The sequence below is a fragment of the Paenibacillus sp. 203 genome, assembly GCF_037027525.1.
GTDB classification, from domain to species: domain Bacteria; phylum Bacillota; class Bacilli; order Paenibacillales; family Paenibacillaceae; genus Paenibacillus; species Paenibacillus polymyxa_B.
In genome coordinates this window covers 261,780-279,906 of the sequence record NZ_JAXCHD010000007.1, presented here as the reverse complement: position 1 = coordinate 279,906, position 18,127 = coordinate 261,780, and the positions used below count along the sequence as shown (strand labels likewise).

Sequence of the window (18,127 nt, the reverse complement as noted above, 5' to 3'; positions counted from 1 at the left end):
ACGCGGCCTCCATGCTTTTTGGGGGCCGTATTTTTTTATGTATATTTTATGTACAAGCCTTTAACAATCATTTTTGCTTGTTTATTCACCCTTTTCGCTTCAGTAAATATATTATGAATATCTGCGAAGCGGGGCGATGAACCACCTGTCACCTCTACAGTAGGAAGAATGAGGAGGAGATATTTGAGCATGAAACATAAAAAACCGTTCAGGTTCAGTGGTGCTTCAAAAAAAGACGAAGACTGTAAACCAACAAGAGTAAATAGAAGTATCGAAGATCTTCTCAGACTGATTAATGAATTGACCGCGATCATCCCCATCGTATTCGCAACCCCCTCTGCGACTAATGTATCTTCCTTGCAACAGATTTTAAGACGTTTGTTGTCTCTGGCGAAAAGCTTAAGACTTAGAGGCGGGGTTAAGGCAGACTTACTGGCAGCGCTGGAGCTTGCTATTGTTGCGTTAGAAGCTACACCCTTCTCTCCGATCGGCGTAGGTACTGCACTGCAACAATTGCTGGATGCCCTATTGTCCATCGTTTTACAAGAATCCCTCGATCCTGCTCTTAAAGACAGCTTAATCAGCGCGATCAGAATCGCTGGAAAGACGGTTAGCAACGTATTAGGTGAAACATACTTGTCAGGGGAGCCCGGTGCACAAGGACCTCCTGGACCTGCGGGACCCGGCGGTGTGCCTGGACCAGTAGGTGGACCAGGCCCACAAGGGCCTCCCGGGCCTCCCGGACCTATCGGCGCCGCTGGACCTATCGGTGCGGCTGGACCAGTCGGCCCTGCCGGGCCTGTGGGGCCTGCCGGACCAGTTGGAGCAGCTGGGCCTATTGGCGCCGCAGGGCCTATCGGGGCCGCTGGACCGGAAGGCCCTGCCGGACCTGTCGGCGCTACGGGTGCTGCGGGCCCTGCCGGGGGTGTGACAGGTGCCACGGGCGCTACGGGCGCGGATGGATTGATCGGGCCTGCGGGAGCCACAGGACCGACCGGGGCTGATGGGCTGCCAGGCGCGGTTGGCGCTACCGGAGCCACGGGCACAGCTGGTGTTACTGGAGCGACCGGTTCGGGAGCCATCATTCCGTTTGCTTCGGGCGGACCTGCTATCCTGACAACCGTTCTTGGCGGGGTGGTAGGAACCACCAGTTTGATCGGCTTTGGAAGCTCAGCAACAGGGATTAGCCTCGTAGGCGATACCATTGACCTCACAGGTACACTTGTAGGACCTCTGATCAACTTTGCTTTTTCCGTACCACGGGATGGCGTAATTACATCTATTGCTGGTTACTTCAGTACAACAGCTGCGTTAACTCTCGTGGGTTCAACTGCGACGATTACTGCCCAGTTGTTTAGTTCCACAACACCTAATAATACCTTCACAGCAGTTCCCGGAGCTATCGTTACATTGGCCCCTCCACTGGATGGCATTATTGCTTTGGGAACGATCTCTAGCGGTATTACTACCGGGTTGGCTATACCGGTAACCGCACAGACTCGTCTGCTCCTTGTCTTCTCTGCAACAGCTACGGGACTTTCCCTCGTAAACACTATCGTAGGTTATGCAAGTGCAGGCGTTACCATTACCTGATCCGAGACGAAAAAAGGGCCCTACAGGATTGTTCCTGTCGAGCCCTTTTTTATTTGTATTCCATCAGACGGACTAAACCGTTTCGAGTGATACTTTAACTTCTTCTCCCTCTTCACAAACGGCGAATGTTTTAACTTGTCCGTGATCAGGCTCCTGAACGATGCCTGTCTTCAGATCAATTTTCCAGTCATATAAAGGGTCATAGATATAATGACCAGATACTATCGCCTCTGTAAGAGGACCTCTTTTGGGATGAGGATTGATATTTTCAACGGCATAAAGCTCATTCTCCGAAGTGCGGAAAACAGCAATTTCAGCACCTTTGATATAGATGGTACGCCCTATTCTAATCGGAAAATCCTTACTGTGACCGACGACAAGCCATTCGGCATTTTTGATCATTTGCTTGATCGCTCCCTTCCTCAGGCATTTTAGATACAATTACACAATAGACGGAGTGACAACCTCAAATAGATTTTTGCGTGTATCCTCATCATTGATGATCTTTTTCCACGGGTCTTCCACCTGTTGTAGTGCAAATTCGATGCGTTCTACTAAAGCTTGTCGATGATCTGTATCCTGAACGACAGCCTTCTGAATCTCTTCCAGACCGATCCGTTCCACCCACTCCGAAGTACGTTCCAGGTATTGCCCTGTTTCCCGGTAGAATTGCATCACGGCTCCTACAATATCAATCAGTTCAGCGTCAGTTTTTACTTTACAGAGTGAATCAGCCAACCGCGCTTTAATACCGCCATTACCACCGATAAAGATCTCCCAGCCCCCATCGTTGCCTACGATCCCAATATCTTTGGTACAAGATTCCGCACAGTTGCGTGGACATCCATTAACTGCTAATTTGAATTTTGCTGGGAAATCCAGTCGTTCGAATTTTCGTTCCAACACTTCTCCCATTCCCATCGAGTCCTGTGTGCCAAACCGGCAAAATTGCGATCCAACACAGGTTTTAACCGTACGAAGTGACTTCGCGTAGGCATATCCCGACGGCATATCGAGTTCTTCCCATACTTTAGGCAGATCCTCTTTACGAACACCGATCAAATCCAGCCGCTGTCCTCCTGTTACTTTAACGACCTTAACGTTGTATTTAAGAGAAACATCTGCTATCTTCTTCAAATCTTCTGGGGTCGTTACACCGCCGTACATTCTAGGAACAACTGTAAACGTTCCATCCTTTTGAATGTTTGCGTGCAATCGCTCATTTACAAAACGGGAATCTCCCTCATTTTCATAGGTATCCGGGTTAATCATTCCCAAATAGTAATTCAGCGCCGGACGGCATTTGGAGCATCCTTCATCATTATGCCAACCCAGTACATTCATAACTTCACGCGTTGTTGTCAGCCCTTTGGTTTTGATCGCTTCCACAATCTCGTCCCGACTCAATGTTGTGCAACCACATATTCCTTGCTTGGCTGACGTCTTGAAGCTGTCTCCAAGAACATATTGTAAAATTTGCTCAACGACAGGCTTACATCCTCCACAGGAACGTGTTGCTCCGGTGCATGCCTTAATTTCATCGACTGTGGTCAGTCCATTATCATTAATTGCATCCACAATCGCCTTTTTAGTCACACCGTTACAGCCGCAGACAATTTCATCATCCGCCATCGTTTCAGCGGATAATGTTTTCGCCCCGTGATTACTACATCCAGTACCCATGATCTGTCCATATATCTCATCTGTCATCAATGTTTGCTGACGCACATATTTTTGAAGACTAGCAGATTCGCTTACATCGCCAAACAATACAGTTCCAACAATCTTATTTTCACGAAGCAGCACTTTTTTGTATGTGCGCTTCCACTCATCCTTTGCAACAATCACCGTATGTTCAGGCTGGGTTATGAATTCGCCAGCTGAGAAAACATCCACCCCTGAAATTTTGAGCTTGGTAGAAACTACCGATCCCATATAACCTTCAGTTTCCGCGCCTGCCAAATGTTTGGCAATGACACTCCCCTGTTCAAACAGCGGAGCTACCAAACCGTAACAGGTTCCACGGTGTTCAACACATTCCCCTACAGCATATACATCCGGCACGGAGGTTCTCATCAAATCATCGACTACGATACCACGGTTCGTTTCCATACCACTTTGCACAGCCACCTGAATATTAGGTTTGATCCCGACGGCCATAACGACCAAATCCGCTTCTAGCTCGCTTCCGTCTGAAAACCGCAGCCCTTGTACCCGATCTTGACCATACACCTCCGCAGTTTGCATTTGCATAGCAAACTTGATTCCCTGGCGTTCTAGTTCTGCTTTCAGCATCGCAGAGGCTTCCCGGTCCAGCTGGCGTTCCATCAAATCCTCCATTAAATGAACGACCGTAACATCCATTCCCAGGTTGACCAAGCCTTTAGCTGCTTCCAGCCCTAACAGACCTCCACCAATGACCGCTGCCTTTTTAAAGGTCTTCGCTGCCTCAAGCATTGCCGAGCAATCGGCGATATCTCGGAAACCGATGACACCCGGTAATTCTTTACCCGGAATAGGCAGAATAAATGATTGTGAGCCAGTAGCTACCAGAGCTACATCGTAATCAATTTCCAGTCCGTCTTCGGTATGAATCTTCTTGTTCTCACCGTCGATGCTTTTCACCATTTTTCCTGTATACAAAGTAATCCCTTGATCCGCATACCATTGCAAATCGTTCAGTATGATATCATCAATCGTTTTACTGCCTTCTAGTACATAAGAGAGCATGATCCTGTTATAGTTCGGATGCGGCTCATTTCCCAAGACCGTAATTTCATACTTATCCGTTAATTTCAAAATTTGTTCGACCGTATTGATACCAGCCATCCCGTTCCCTATAACCACAAGTTTCTGTTTACTGTTTATCATATACCGGTTCCTCCATTCATTCGACGATACTCCCTATCCGACGACATCTCCTACGTTCCTATGAATATTGCTTATGCTTCTATTCTAATACAGCAGATAGAGCTATATGTGACTAGAATCACAATGTAGTTCAAATTAAGAATATTTAGGGATTTCCCTATTCCGTTTCAAGGGATAAAGGTAAGAAGCTGAAATCAAATTTCAGGAATATTAAATACATCACTTGCCCAATTCATCGAACGAATCTTTCCATTTAATGAGTAATTGCAACCTTTATAAGGAATACTTTAGGAACAACTTGTATCTTAAGGAAACATGAATTGAATCGTATGGAGGTGATCATCATGTGGTCTAAAATAATTTCTTATATTCCAAGCTGGAGTACACTCTTTCAAGCAGGCCTCGCGTTGGTTATTCCTTTAGGAATTTATTATATAAACACATCGATTTATTCGTTTGTTGGCAGTAAGGGAGCAAAATCCAAACATTCTTCTGATCGTCCGCTTTCCGACGAACATAACGAAGGCCACGCTGATCAACAGCATGAACCAAGCTCCAAAATTACAGGGAATTATGATTCCGACTTCAAGTCGATTCGAGAGGCTATAGGCGAAAATAGTGATGTGCATTTTCGTGAGTTTGTAGTAAAGAAATATCATGCTCGGTCCGTGTTAATCTTCATAGAAGGTATGCAGGATGAAAAGCTTATGAGCAAGCAGGTATTGGAGGTCTTGATGTACGAGGGCCAGCAGGACCCACAGGAACAGCAGGAAAGTATAAGTAACTCCTTTATAAAAGATAACTTGATGCCACTTACGCAAATTAGTGAAGTTGCTGATATGGAGGACCTGCAGGAGTCTATACTTTTAGGCCATACTGCCTTATTAATTGATGGAATGAAGGGAGCACTGCTGGTGGGCTCGCCCAATGGCGCCATTCGCTCCGTCAATGAACCAACCTCTGAAGCATTACTTCGGGGTCCCCGCATTGGTTTTACGGAGGTATTAAGTGAAAATACTTCGATGCTTCGACGCCAAGGCTTAAACAAAAGTCTGGAAATGAAGAAATTTCAAGTGGGAAGCCGAATCAAAAAAGATCTGGTTGTCGCGTATATAAAGGATATTGTGAATCCAGATCTCCTCGAAGAAGTAACCCGCAGAATTTCAAAGATAGACATGGATTTTTTGGCTGAATCCGGTTATGTGGAACAACTTATTGAAGACAATTATTTAAGTCCGTTCCAGCAGGCTCACAACACAGAGCGTCCCGACCGTGTCATTAATGCTTTGTTGGAAGGAAGAATAGCTATTTTGCTGGATGGGACTCCCTTTGCACTTATTGTTCCGGTGACCTTCAGTATGCTGCTTCAATCACCTGAAGACTATTATGAGCGCTGGATTCCAGGAACACTTTTACGGCTGTTGCGTTTTAGCGGGGCTTTTATAGCGCTTATGGGGCCTGCTTTGTACATCTCTTTTATATCGTTTCATCCCGGTTTGATTCCGACCAAGCTGGTCATTAGCATCATCGAAACCCGTCAAGGCGTCCCCTTCCCATCCGTCATTGAGGTTATGATTTTAGAAATCTCTATCGAAATCCTACGGGAAGCCGGCATTCGCTTGCCCAAACCCATTGGTCCTGCGATGGGCATTGTGGGAGGCTTGGTCATCGGCGACGCTGCTGTAAATGCAGGCATCGTTAGCCCCTTCCTGGTAATTGTGGTTGCGGTTACTGCCATTTCTTCGTTTTCAATACCGACATACAGTGCGGGTATTACCTTGCGTCTTTTGCGTTTCGTCGGCATGCTCTTTGCAGCCATCCTGGGCATGTTAGGAACCATATTGTTCTTTCTGTTAATTTGTATCCATCTGACGAAATTAAAAAGCTTTGGCGTACCGTATGTAACGCCCTTTTCCCCTATGCGCCTAAGCGATTGGAAGGATATGTATATTCGAGCTCCTATATCTATGATGAAAAGAAGACCTCTTATGATGAAAACTCAGCAAACCAAACGTAGGCCATGATGCCAAGACGAAGGAGGAGCTATGGTGTTTAGACGCTCTGATGATAAGATCACAACCAAGCAGGCGGCTGTGTTCCTGACCAATACCGTATTGGGCGCGGGGATTTTGACACTGCCGAGAGGTGTAACTGAAAAGGTACAGACTCCTGATGCATGGCTTTCTGTCCTTCTCGGTGGATGTATTGTCATATTGGTCGTCTGGCTCATGGTGAAATTAAGTCAACAGTTTCCTGAAAACACCGTGTATCAATATTCCAGAAGAATCGTGGGCACAATTCCGGGTGGATTTTTAAGTGTGTTATTGATTATATATTTTTTAATCATCGCCGGCTTTGAGATTCGGGTTTTAGCTGAAGTGACCATGTTTTTTCTGCTGGAAGGCACTCCGATCTGGGCGATTGTTATTCCATTCATCTGGGTAGGAAGCTATTTGGTTTTTGGCGGCATTAATCCCATCGCTCGGCTATACCAGATTGTACTTCCAATTAGTCTTTTTTTTCTGCTGCTCTGTTTTGTCTTTAGCTTAAGGATTTTTGAGATTGATCATCTTCGTCCTGTACTGAGTGAGGGGATTTTACCTGTCATCAAGGGTCTGAAATCGACTATTCTTGTTTTCTCTGGATGTGAAGTCGTCATGACACTGGTCGCTTTTTTACAATACCCTGAGAAAGCATTAAAGGCCATGGTAGTGGGGATCAGTATCCCCTTAATTTTGTACTTTTTGACCGTAGTTATGGTGATCGGCGGGTTATCGATGGACTCCACTGTGACAAGTACTTGGCCTACCATCAATTTGATGCGCAGTTTTGAAATCCCCGGTTTTCTTTTTGAGCGGCTTGAGTTTCCTCTGCTAGTGATCTGGATGATGCAAATGTTTTGTAATTTCTGCAGTTTCTTCTTCAATGCTTCCCTAGGGGTCTCACAGGTGTTCGGTCTTAAATATCGTTATGCGATTTTTGGCTTAATCCCAATTATTTTTATCTCTACAATGACTCCTGTTCGTATGATGGAAGTGTTTAGTCTAGGCGATGCGATCGGATACATGGGAATCGTTATATTTGTTCTCGTTCCGGTACTTCTCTCCATCGTGTTCATAATCAGGAAGAAGGGAATGAAGCAAAATGTGTAGACGCCCTATGCTATCCTTGCTGCTTGCTTTCATTCTACTTATAACTCAAATCGGTTGCTGGAGCAGCAAAGAAGTAGAAGAGCTCAGCATATATACAGGACTGGCTCTGGATAAGGGGGAGCTTACTCCTTTAGAGCAGAATCTGGAAAAGAAAGGCAGTCGTTACTTCAAGAAAAATAAAATTACCGCCAGTTTACAAATCGTCCCCAAAAAATCATCCGGAAGCACAGAGCAGCAAGGCGGTGGCGGACAAGGACCAAATTATGTAAATATAGCAGCCACCGGGGATTCTCTGCTTGAAATCTTTCGACAACTCTCTCTCCGTTTGGATCGCCCGGTTATTGGTCACCATCTAAAGGTCATGGTGGTTGCCACCGATTTGGCGAAAGAACAGACGATGCAGCAATTAATGGATTTTGTGCTACGTGATAATGATATTCGCCCGAGTTGTTTGGTCTTCTTAAGCAAGGATCGAGCAGCTAGCACTTTAGTTACCAAATATGAAGACGAGGTCCCATCCATTCATATTTTGTATATGCTTCGTAACCATTTCAGAACCAGCAAGGTAATGAGGGGAGTCAATTTGTCTGAATTGGATGGGTTGATGCACTCCAAAAAAAGCTATATATTACAGAACATCACTGAATCAGATGGAGAATTAGAATTTTCAGGTGCCGGGATTATTAAAGGAGATACCGGTCACTGGATAGGTACTTTGGGACAACAAGACGTGGAGAGTATTGGATGGATTACCGGTGATGTTAAAGGTGGGGCTGTCAAAACGTATGACAAGCGGAATGAAGCCATAACTTACGAAATCAAATCGGTAAAAAGCAAAATAACAACCAAGGTGACCGAGGGCAACGATATCTCGTTCCACGTAAAAATTGAATCTAAAGGACGTCTAATCGAAAACTGGGATGATAAAGCGGACCCGACTGAGACACGAAACATGAAAGAGGCAGAGAAAGAATTTGAAGAACAAGTGACTCGCAGGATTAAGTCTGTTATGCACAAATTACAGTCAGAATATAAAGTCGATGTTGCCGGCTTCGGTGATCATTTGCATATCGAGAAACCTCAGGTGTGGAAAAAAGTAAAGGATGATTGGGATTACAAATTCAGCAAAATACCCGTAACCTTCGATATAAAATTATCCATTACGGATTTAGGCTCATCTGCGGAATGAAAAAGTCGAATTGGTCTTATATAAAGGCCAATTCGACTTAAGATTCGCGGTTATCTCTTAACCTTTCAACGCTGCAACGGTCGTTCCTGAATTTCCAGAAGCGGCTACATGCTTAATTCAAATTGATTTTAAATACATCCCCTGCATTGCCGCCCAAAACGATCAAGCCGCCTTTGGGCAGTACAATCGAATTGTTATTGCTAGCAGTTGAAAATTGTACAACCGCTCCGTTTTCATCATAGACAGCGAACCCTCCGCTTGTTGGAAAATCAACGGTCATCGTTTTATTGGCTGAGTTTTTATCTATTTTATACCATGTGGCTTGGCCATTAGATGGTATGGTGTACACTGACTTTCCTCCCAAGATAGGTTTAACAGCATCTTCACTGATATAGGATTGTCCATCTATGGTTAAATACTCCGAACCATCCTTGGTATAAAAATTCAGATCAAATGCATCTCTTCCACTCATAACAGGAATCTCAACGGCATTTACTGCTTTATTCTCATCCACAATTTTAGTACCACTTGCGTATCCATCATGATCAAAGGATATTTTTTTCGTTATAAATGAGGGGGCCAGATAGAATATGGAAGATATCTTTTCATCCAAAGCATAATAATTTTTCCCGTTTCTGTTTTCCCATGCCTTTTTAACTATGGGATTTACAGGATTGGCATCTAGCTTTTGATATTCATAAGTCACCATAACCATTTGACCTAATCCCGAAATGTTTAAATATAGGTTAGCCTTAATATACGTTTTCCCGTTTTTTTGTTTGTCAAAGCTTATGGCTACACTGCCATCATTGCTTTTGAATTGTCCATTGCCTGTATACACATATTTTTGCGCCGGGACGAATCCATCCAAGAAAGCAGGTAAGTCAAACTCACCGTTTTTAATCTCTACATTGATGGTTGTACCCACAGAACCGTATAATCCCGAATAAGAAAGTAAATCAGATGGCATTTCCACTTTTACAGGAGGCTCAAATGTTTTCTCCGGTATGATGTCTTTAATGATGCCCTTATCTTTTAAAACTTCCAATAAAATGTTAGAAGCAAAAATACTATCTAAGATGGAAGACCCTCCAGATGAAAGCACAGCCATAGAAATATGATGCTCTGGTATGGTGATCAAAGTAGAGTGATACAAAACAGTATCCCCACCCTTGGATAGCGCAGTTATTCCGTAATCACTAAACGGTGCCAACTGAACCGCATCCCAACCAAGTCCATAATTAAAGCTGTTTGTCTCTTCAGGTACCCATATTCCATTTCGATATTCATGACTTTTCATGGACTTCGCCGATTGTGCAGATAGAATATCGGGTCTGTTCCCCGTTAATACTTCTGAAAACATAGCCACCTCTTCTGCGGTGGAGTATAAGCCCCCTGTCCCGATGACATTGGCATTTTCAACCGGTAAAGCCCCCTCAACCGCAGGAAAATAAGTTTTGGACAGCTTTTGTCTATCAAATTGATCGAGAGGTGTTTTGGTAGATTTCAAACCTAAAGGGGTACTAATATGCTTTGCCAGGAAATCGGTGTAACTTAGACCGCTCACCCGCTCAACCAATATTTCAAGCAATTGAAATCCATCATTGGTATATACGGAATATTCGCCAGGGTTTGATTTTAAAGTTTCTGATTGCAACCTTAGCAAGAGCTCATCATGATTTTCTGTATCATTGTCATTAAATAACATACTATTTTTATAGTGAGCACCGTAAAGACCTGACGAATGATTTAACAGCATACGGGGTGTAATTTGTTTGTATCTTTCATCAGACATTTTAAAGTCCTTAATGTATGTTGTTAGCGGCTGATCAATATCTACCTTATGGGCATCGACCAGCATCATCGTTGCAGCAGATACATACATTTTGCTTGTAGAGCCTATACCGAACATCGTATCTTTGGTGATCGGCTCGTTGGTTGCTTTATTCTTTACACCCACGCTATCCGATAATACAATGTTTCCTTGGTCCATAATGGCATACTGCACACCGCTAGCACCGTATTTGGATACCAGCTCCGAGGCTAGACTGCGAGCCTTTTCCTTGATGGGTTCAGCAGTGCCTTGAGCAAAAGTATTCGTCATCGGCAGTACAAAAAGCATAGCAGAAACGAACACAGCTATTATTTTCTTCATTCCATATTTCCTCCTCTTATAGCTTCACCAGGCTTTATTACTGACCTGATCATACAATGAACGAGGATTCTATATAAAAAAACACCCTTAAACGTAAAAAACAATCCCTAAACAACATAATGTCTAAGGAATGTCTTTATAAAATGGCAATAAAACCATATTATTGAATACTTTATTTTTCGTTTCAATGGTCATATTCCCACCATATTTGTCACATATTCTAGATATATTGGTTAAGCCAATGCCATGAACATCCTGATTTGATTTTTGACTATGCAAATGAGCCACTTCATTTTCCACATGATTAAGGATGTGAATGAAAAGCGCAGACTCATTGGAATGTATTTTAATAAGAATGTACCTGTCATCGGCAATCTTGACCTTTTTGGATGCTTCTATGGCATTATCCAGCATGTTCCCTAGAACTACACATAAATCATAACGTTCAATATTTACTTTCTGTGAATATAAGTTAAGTTGGGTATCTATCTTTATGCCATTGGCTTGCCCAATATTAAGACTATTCGTGACAAGGGCATCTATAACCAGATTACCGGTATTAACCCTTTGATATGCTCCTTCGATTTTATTTAAGGTAACCTTAATATGTTCACTCGCCTCTGCCAATTCATTTCTCTTGATACATTCTTCAATATACAAAAACTGTTGGTGTGTATCATGAATGATTCTTTTTATATTTTTGAAGCTGTGAACCGTTTTTTCGTAGTTGGCATCTTGGTAGTCCATCTGATGTTGTAATTGAGCATTTTCATGCATTAATTGAAATTTTTCAATGACATTATCAAAAATATATATGATAAAAACATTTAAGGAAATAAAGCCAATAATAGAACCAAAATAATACATATTCTTTTCACTATAAACAGATAAAACATTGACCTGGTATAAACTTATGATGGGAACGATTAGAAATAAAATATAGTAACGATGCTGCAAAGGGAAGGTTCTGCGTTTGGCAAATAGCCGTATAATCTGAATGACAGCAAACATGATAATGCAGCTGAGTAACATAACCTTAGAGAATATCAAGTGATCTTGTCCACTCAAATGGCTAAAGTTGCTAATTTTAACGGAGCCTACAGCATATAAAATATAAAGAGATATAAAATTAACGATGGTTATCAATACAGCATAAAGAATAGAAAAAATGATCTTTGTCTTTATTTCCACTGTATACGATTGCGCTAAACTAAATATGACAAGTAATGCTAAAATCGAAGATACCGTAGGAGTCAAATAAACACTTAAATATAAGGAATCCAGCAACCCAAAAACAATGAAGTACACGAATCTGTTCGGCTTTCGATTGGACTTATCAAAAACCGAGTTAAAGTAAACATTCACTTGAAAGCACATAACAAGGACAACGCAAAGATTAAGAAGCAGGGAATTATATTCCATCATATTAATGCATCTTCATGATCATAAATTTGGTATATAGATCTTTAACTTCTTTTATTTTAGAACGCCCAATAGGTAACTTCACATCATTTGACATCAAAACATCACCGCCAGCAAATTTTTTCACATGAATTAAGTTTATAATAATCGAACGATGAATTTGTAGAAAATTATATTCTTTTAATGCTGAAGCATAGTCCGAAAGAATCCCTTTGCTATCATAGGTTTGAGTAGAGGTTACAAAATGCAGTTTGTTTTTTATGGTTAAGCTTTTGACCACTTCAATACTAATGATATCATCATATTTTAAAAGCACTTCCTCATAAGCTGACTTGATGATAACGAATTTTTTATCGAGAGATTGAAAATATTGACACAGCTTTATCATTTTTTCCTCAAAGATATGGGGAGCAATCGGTTTTATTAAATACTGAAATGTGACTACGTCAAAACTTTCCACCATATATTCAGGGTAGCTCGTTAAAAAAACAATCTGTTCATCCAGGTGATTTAAACTCCTTATTTTTTGGGCGGTTTGAATTCCGTTCATGCCATTCATTTCAACATCCAATATTAAGATATGGAATGGAGGCTCATGGTTTTGATAATGAGATACCAGCTGTTCTCCGGAGTCGAATAATTCAACTTTAAATTCTATACTGGTCTTTATCGACAAAGTAATCAGCATATTTTTAACAAGTTCTCTCTGCTTGTGCTCATCATCGCAGATAGCCACTCTATACATAAATAACATACACCTCGTTCCCATTGCATTGATCATGGAATTGTATTCTAAACAGTATATAACCTTTTAATATTCTATAAACAGCTTTTGGATAAAACGCAAATTCAAATCCCTCAAATGCCAGTATACAAGCTGCTCAGCAGTTGCATCCAAGGTAAAAAAGAAACCCTCGTCTTAAAAGACGGGGTTTCTTAACTATTTTATGATCGTTATTTTAAAAAATCTGCTCTCTTGTCTTCACCGTGGGAACGTCTGGCAAAGTCGATAAATTGGAATTTGTCTAGCCGATGCCTTGACTCGGTATACTGGAACAACGTGGTGTCCTCCAGATAAACATAGTTACGCACTACGACCACATGAGTGTAGTTCTGAAGGTCCATCAGCCTATGATCTTCTTCATCTGCATTTTCTACAGAAACCACTTTTTTGGCATAACTAATTTGAAGATGGAGCTCTCCCTCCAAATATTCGTAGATGGACCCACGACTAATTTCCTCGGTAAGCACAGGTACAATGTCTGATCGAAAGTAATCTTTATCCAGTATGACGCATTCACCTTCAATCTCACGCGCACGAATAACTTTCCAGACCAAATACTTGTCTTTGTCAATCTCAAGATGATTGGCTATGTCATCTGGAACTGGAATTAGCTGATTTTCATGTACAATGGTTCGTGATGTACGCCCAATTCGTTCAGACATTTCCTTGAAACTGACCAGTCCTCCTATAGGAAAATCCATCCGTCCAATATCCAGAACAAAAGATCCTTTAGCTTTTATTTTATGGATATACCCATTTTGTGCAAGCAAGTGAAGTGCTTTACGTACGGTTTCACGAGAAGTGTTATACTCTCGGGCCAGTTCATTTTCAGATGGCATTTTCGTGCCTGGAGCCAATTCGCCTGTCTGGATTCGTCCCGAATAATCCTGATAAATTTGCAAAAATATATTCTTTGTCAATTTTCATCACCACGTTCATTGTAGCATTCTTTCACTTCCCTGTTCACTATAATAGACTGTGCGAATTGAATCTGAATTAATTCCTATGACCTGATGAAGAATTCAAATGAATTCTCATTAAGGTATACTGCAAATCGTCTGCCTCACCTGGCAGTTCTTCAACCGATTCAATCATACTTTGACCATCCGGCACAATGACTGGTGTAATGACGGGATATCCGGATCTCTGAATCAGATCACGGTCAAATTCCATCAGTAGTTGTCCTTGCTCCACGGTTTGATTGGTCTCCACATGCATGGTGAATCCCTCACCCTTCAGTGACACCGTATTGATCCCCACATGTACCAGAATCTGTACACCTGTCGAATGCTCCAAAATCAAGGCATGCTTGCTTTTCATCATGATATGAATAACTTTTCCCCTGAATGGGGCAAGAATCTTGCCATCCTTCGGTTCCACTGCAATACCTTGCCCCATCTGCCGTTCGGCAAAAGCCGGGTCAGGAACTTGTTCCAGCGGTACAACACGTCCTCGTACGGGAGTCCTCACTTCAAGCACATCTATTGCAGTATTTTGCGGAAGCGAGTCTTTTTGTACGAATCATTGGCTGGTGCAGCCTGACGGCGCTTATTTAGCAGTTTCCCATACATAAAAGTTAAAGCAAACGGCACAATTAACACGATCGCCATCCCGATGAAGAATACACCCCAGTTGTTTGGGAAAATAGACAAGAAGCCTGGAATCCCGCCCACACCAATGGAAGAAGCCATCACATGATTTACGGTGAGCAGTATACCTGCAATACCGGAACCGATCATTGCGAATACAAACGGATATTTATATCGGATATTCACCCCGAATATGGCAGGCTCGGTTACACCCAGAAATGCAGACACTGAAGAGGTAAGAGCCAATCCTTTTCCCTTTTGCTCCTTCAATACCAGCATCATTGCCAGTGCTCCGGCACCCTGAGCGATATTGGACAGCGCCAGCATCGGCCAAAGGAATGTTCCACCCTGCGTACCAATTAATTGCACGTCCACCGCCAGGAAAGTATGGTGCATTCCCGTAATCACGAGCAAGGAGTACAAGCCTCCATAAATCAGGCCTCCCAGCGCAGGAGCCAAATCGAAAACGTATACAAGACCAGACGTAATAGCATTACCAATCATAAAAGTAACCGGACCGATCACTGTAAATGCCAGAAATCCCGTTATTAATAATGTAATCGGTGCTACAAGTAACAGTTTAAATGAATCTGCTATCTTCTTATTTAGGAATTTCTCAATGTGCGCGAGCACGTAAGCGGATACTAAAACGGGTAAAACCTGTCCTTGATAACCAATCTTGTTCACTTCCCACCCAAACAAATTCCAAACCGGGACGGTTCCTTTGGTAACAGCATCTGCATAACCGTATGCACTTAGCAGATCCGGATGAACCAGAATCAAACCCAGTACGATCCCGAGTAAAGGACTGCCGCCAAACCGGACAACAGCCGACCATCCAATTAAGGCAGGTAGAAATGTAAAGGCGGTGCTGGCAATGGTGTTAATGATAGCAGCAAAGTCGGTCCATTGAGGATAGACCTGAACCAGAGCCATACCTTCGAAGAAGATTCCCTTGCCAGTCAAAATATTATTTATTCCAAGCAATAAGCCTGCAGTCACGATTGCCGGCAAGATGGGGATAAAAATATCTGCCAGCGTCTTGATGGCACGCTGAATTGGATTTTGTTTTTTGCTTGCCGCATTTTTGACATCGTCTTTAGAAGCCCGACTACCTCCTGTAATGGAGATCATTTCGTCATATACCTTATCCACCAGACCTGGGCCAATCACGACTTGATATTGTCCTTGTGAAGAAAATTGGCCTTTGACCAGATCATTTTGTTCAAGTGCATCTTTATTAACCAGCTTATCATCATAAAGGGCAAATCGCAGACGAGTTACGCAATGCGTAGAGGCCTCTATGTTGTCTTTGCCACCAACGGCTTTTATAATGTCTTCTACCTGTGATCTTTCAATCGCCATTTAGCCCACTCCCTTAACGTTTGCTCATTTTAAAGTAGCAACCCCGGTTATCAAAATAACATGCCCAGGGTGCTACTAGATGTCTCCATACTATTCACTAAGTCTACGAACAATCCACATATATGAAGCATATGGGGTTAAAGAGATCATTTGTTTTAGCTCTGGGGCGTGCTGGGTATTACCAATTAAGAGCTCAGCCGCATCCAACGCTTGATTTATTAATCGTGAATAAAATGAATCCGGTATACAGAATTGCGCATCCTGTCCGCTAAAATTAGAGATGACGATCAAAGTCTCCTCTTCATTGCTGCGTTGATAGGCATAGACCTGAGGATGAGCTTCGTCCAAGCGTTGATAATTCCCATCGGTAATGACTTGCACCGTCTTACGCAGATGAATTAGCTTACGATAATGGTGATAGATAGAGTTCGGGTCCTCTAACTGAGCCTGAACATTAATCTGTGGATATCGTTCATCTACTTTAATCCAAGGAGTGCCTGTAGTGAAGCCCGCATTGCGAGTGCCATCCCACTGCATCGGTGTTCTCGAATTATCACGAGACCGCTCTCGAATGATATTCAATGCTTCTTCTGCACTTTTGCCTTGCTCCTGTAAAATACGATACATATTCAGAGATTCAACATCCCGAAACTCTTCAATGTCTGCCCACTGCGGGTTGGCCATCCCAATTTCTTCACCTTGAAATATATAAGGTGTACCTTGAAGACCATGTAGCGTGGTTGCCAGCAGCTTGGCGCTTTCCGCATGGTATTGGCCATCATCCAAAAAGCGAGAGATTGCCCTTGGCTGATCATGATTATTAAAAAACAATGCACTCCAGCCGCCACCCTGTTGCATGCCCGTTTGCCAATCCGAAAATAGCTTTTTCAGCATTTCAAAATCATATGGCATGAGTTCCCACTTCTGTCCATTTGGGTAATCCACCTTTAAATGATGAAAATTAAAGGTCATGGACAATTCTTTTCTCTCTGGATTGGAATAACGAATGCAGTGCTCTAGGGAGGTAGAGGACATCTCACCCACAGTGACGCTATTCTGTTTGGCAAATACTTTCTCATGTAACTCATGAATGTATTCATGCACATGTGGGCCGTCCGTATAATATTTACGTCCGTCGCCAGGAACCGTGCTCCCATCATCATTCGAGAATTGTTGATCTTTGGAGATCAAATTAATGACATCGAGCCGGAAACCACTGACTCCCTTCTCAGCCCAAAATTCCAGCAGATTGACAACTTCCTGACGGACTTTGGGATTTTCCCAGTTTAGATCCGCCTGAGTCTTATCAAATAGTGTCAGGAAATATTGGCCTGTTGCCTCGTCATATTGCCAAGCAGGTCCACCAAATTTGGAAACCCAATTGTTTGGTGGTCCACCATCGGGTGCTGGATCACGCCAGATATAGTAGTCCCTATACTCACTATCCTTAGAAAGCCGTGCCTCCTGAAACCAGGCATGTTCTGTGGAAGAATGGTTAACCACGATGTCGATCATTAAGTACATCCCACGTGCCCGGATTCCCTCGCTCAATTCTTCAAAATCCTGCATGGTTCCATAATCGGGATTAATCTGGCAATAATCGGCTACATCATATCCGTTATCACGTTGTGGTGAGACATATACAGGCTGCAACCAGACAATATCAACACCCAGTTTTTTTAAATAATCCAGCTTTTGCGTCAGTCCTCTTATATCACCGGTTCCTTTGCCCGTCGTATCGTTAAAACTTTTGGGATAAACCTGATAGACTACTGATTTACGCCACCAGTCTTTATCTTGAGGAATTAAAGTCTTGTTCATTGCTTCCATTCATGCTCATTCCTTTCTTGCGAAATGAAGTAGCGTAAAAATAATATAACGCTTTCAACATCTTGTATATACAAGATTAAGTCATGTATATACAAGTTGTCAACAGCTTTATCTATTAAGGTAATACCCGTTTTGCAGCTAAATGATCAGGAGACTCATCCATTCTGTTCGATTGTA

General features: G+C 42.6%; 11 protein-coding genes and 1 pseudogene. 4 read left to right on the top strand and 8 right to left on the bottom strand.

The window, feature by feature from the left end; translation table 11 throughout:
* Positions 1 to 189 precede the first annotated feature (189 nt).
* Positions 190 to 1,593 carry an exosporium glycoprotein BclB-related protein gene (locus tag WA407_RS18125; protein WP_336077958.1) on the top strand — a complete coding sequence of 468 codons (1,404 nt, stop codon included), beginning with the start codon at positions 190 to 192 and terminating at the stop codon, positions 1,591 to 1,593.
* Positions 1,594 to 1,665: 72 nt separating this feature from the next.
* Here the strand turns inward: WA407_RS18125 and nirD are convergent, their stop codons facing one another.
* Both nirD and nirB read right to left on the bottom strand, forming a co-directional pair.
* Entirely contained in the window at positions 1,666 to 1,995 is a 330-nt protein-coding gene (gene nirD, locus WA407_RS18120) for a nitrite reductase small subunit NirD (protein ID WP_336077957.1), read from the bottom strand.
* A 39-nt stretch (positions 1,996 to 2,034) separates the two neighbouring features.
* Complete coding sequence (gene nirB / locus WA407_RS18115) at positions 2,035 to 4,464, bottom strand: nitrite reductase large subunit NirB (RefSeq protein WP_336077956.1); 2,430 nt, start codon at positions 4,462 to 4,464, stop codon at positions 2,035 to 2,037.
* A gap of 344 nt (positions 4,465 to 4,808) precedes the next feature.
* On the opposite strand from nirB, the gene WA407_RS18110 reads away from it, so the two are divergent.
* From WA407_RS18110 to WA407_RS18100, 3 genes are read left to right on the top strand one after another with little or no spacing between them, the layout of a single operon-like run.
* Positions 4,809 to 6,488 (top strand): spore germination protein, encoded by a 1,680-nt coding sequence (locus WA407_RS18110; protein ID WP_336077955.1) that lies wholly within the window; start codon positions 4,809 to 4,811, stop codon positions 6,486 to 6,488.
* Between the two features lie 24 nt (positions 6,489 to 6,512).
* Positions 6,513 to 7,616, top strand: a complete 1,104-nt coding sequence (locus tag WA407_RS18105) for a GerAB/ArcD/ProY family transporter (RefSeq protein ID WP_069292060.1) — start codon at positions 6,513 to 6,515, stop codon at positions 7,614 to 7,616.
* Positions 7,609 to 8,805: a Ger(x)C family spore germination protein gene (locus WA407_RS18100; RefSeq protein WP_235307161.1), complete on the top strand. Its 1,197-nt coding sequence runs from the start codon at positions 7,609 to 7,611 to the stop codon at positions 8,803 to 8,805. The genes WA407_RS18105 and WA407_RS18100 overlap by 8 nt, the downstream gene beginning before the upstream one ends.
* 112 nt (positions 8,806 to 8,917) lie before the next feature.
* On the opposite strand, the gene WA407_RS18095 is transcribed toward WA407_RS18100, so the two are convergent.
* The 6 genes and pseudogenes from WA407_RS18095 to treC all read right to left on the bottom strand — a co-directional run bounded on the left by WA407_RS18095 (position 8,918) and on the right by treC (position 17,950).
* Entirely contained in the window at positions 8,918 to 10,960 is a 2,043-nt protein-coding gene (locus WA407_RS18095) for a serine hydrolase domain-containing protein (protein ID WP_235307160.1), read from the bottom strand.
* 123 nt (positions 10,961 to 11,083) lie between these two features.
* Positions 11,084 to 12,385, bottom strand: a complete 1,302-nt coding sequence (locus WA407_RS18090) for a GHKL domain-containing protein (RefSeq protein ID WP_336077953.1) — start codon at positions 12,383 to 12,385, stop codon at positions 11,084 to 11,086.
* A 1-nt stretch (position 12,386) separates the two neighbouring features.
* On the bottom strand, positions 12,387 to 13,127 hold the full coding sequence (locus WA407_RS18085; RefSeq protein WP_235307158.1) for a LytR/AlgR family response regulator transcription factor: 741 nt from the start codon (positions 13,125 to 13,127) through the stop codon (positions 12,387 to 12,389).
* Positions 13,128 to 13,336: 209 nt separating this feature from the next.
* A complete protein-coding gene (gene treR / locus WA407_RS18080) occupies positions 13,337 to 14,086 on the bottom strand; it encodes a trehalose operon repressor (protein WP_069291030.1) in 750 nt (249 codons plus the stop codon).
* A 76-nt stretch (positions 14,087 to 14,162) separates the two neighbouring features.
* Positions 14,163 to 16,120, bottom strand: a pseudogene (gene treP / locus WA407_RS18075) (PTS system trehalose-specific EIIBC component).
* 90 nt (positions 16,121 to 16,210) lie between these two features.
* On the bottom strand, positions 16,211 to 17,950 hold the full coding sequence (treC, locus tag WA407_RS18070; RefSeq protein ID WP_336077952.1) for an alpha,alpha-phosphotrehalase: 1,740 nt from the start codon (positions 17,948 to 17,950) through the stop codon (positions 16,211 to 16,213).
* Positions 17,951 to 18,127 lie beyond the last annotated feature (177 nt).

Bases quoted from the DNA above. Each gene is read 5' to 3' on its own strand.
- WA407_RS18110 (WP_336077955.1), top strand. From the start codon at position 4,809: ATGTGGTCTAAAATAATTTCTTATATTCCAAGCTGGAGTACACTCTTT.
- WA407_RS18095 (WP_235307160.1), bottom strand. From the start codon at position 10,960: ATGAAGAAAATAATAGCTGTGTTCGTTTCTGCTATGCTTTTTGTACTG.
- nirB (WP_336077956.1), bottom strand. From the start codon at position 4,464: ATGATAAACAGTAAACAGAAACTTGTGGTTATAGGGAACGGGATGGCT.
- nirD (WP_336077957.1), bottom strand. From the start codon at position 1,995: ATGATCAAAAATGCCGAATGGCTTGTCGTCGGTCACAGTAAGGATTTT.
- WA407_RS18085 (WP_235307158.1), bottom strand. From the start codon at position 13,127: ATGTATAGAGTGGCTATCTGCGATGATGAGCACAAGCAGAGAGAACTT.
- WA407_RS18100 (WP_235307161.1), top strand. From the start codon at position 7,609: ATGTGTAGACGCCCTATGCTATCCTTGCTGCTTGCTTTCATTCTACTT.
- WA407_RS18125 (WP_336077958.1), top strand. From the start codon at position 190: ATGAAACATAAAAAACCGTTCAGGTTCAGTGGTGCTTCAAAAAAAGAC.
- treC (WP_336077952.1), bottom strand. From the start codon at position 17,950: ATGGAAGCAATGAACAAGACTTTAATTCCTCAAGATAAAGACTGGTGG.
- WA407_RS18090 (WP_336077953.1), bottom strand. From the start codon at position 12,385: ATGATGGAATATAATTCCCTGCTTCTTAATCTTTGCGTTGTCCTTGTT.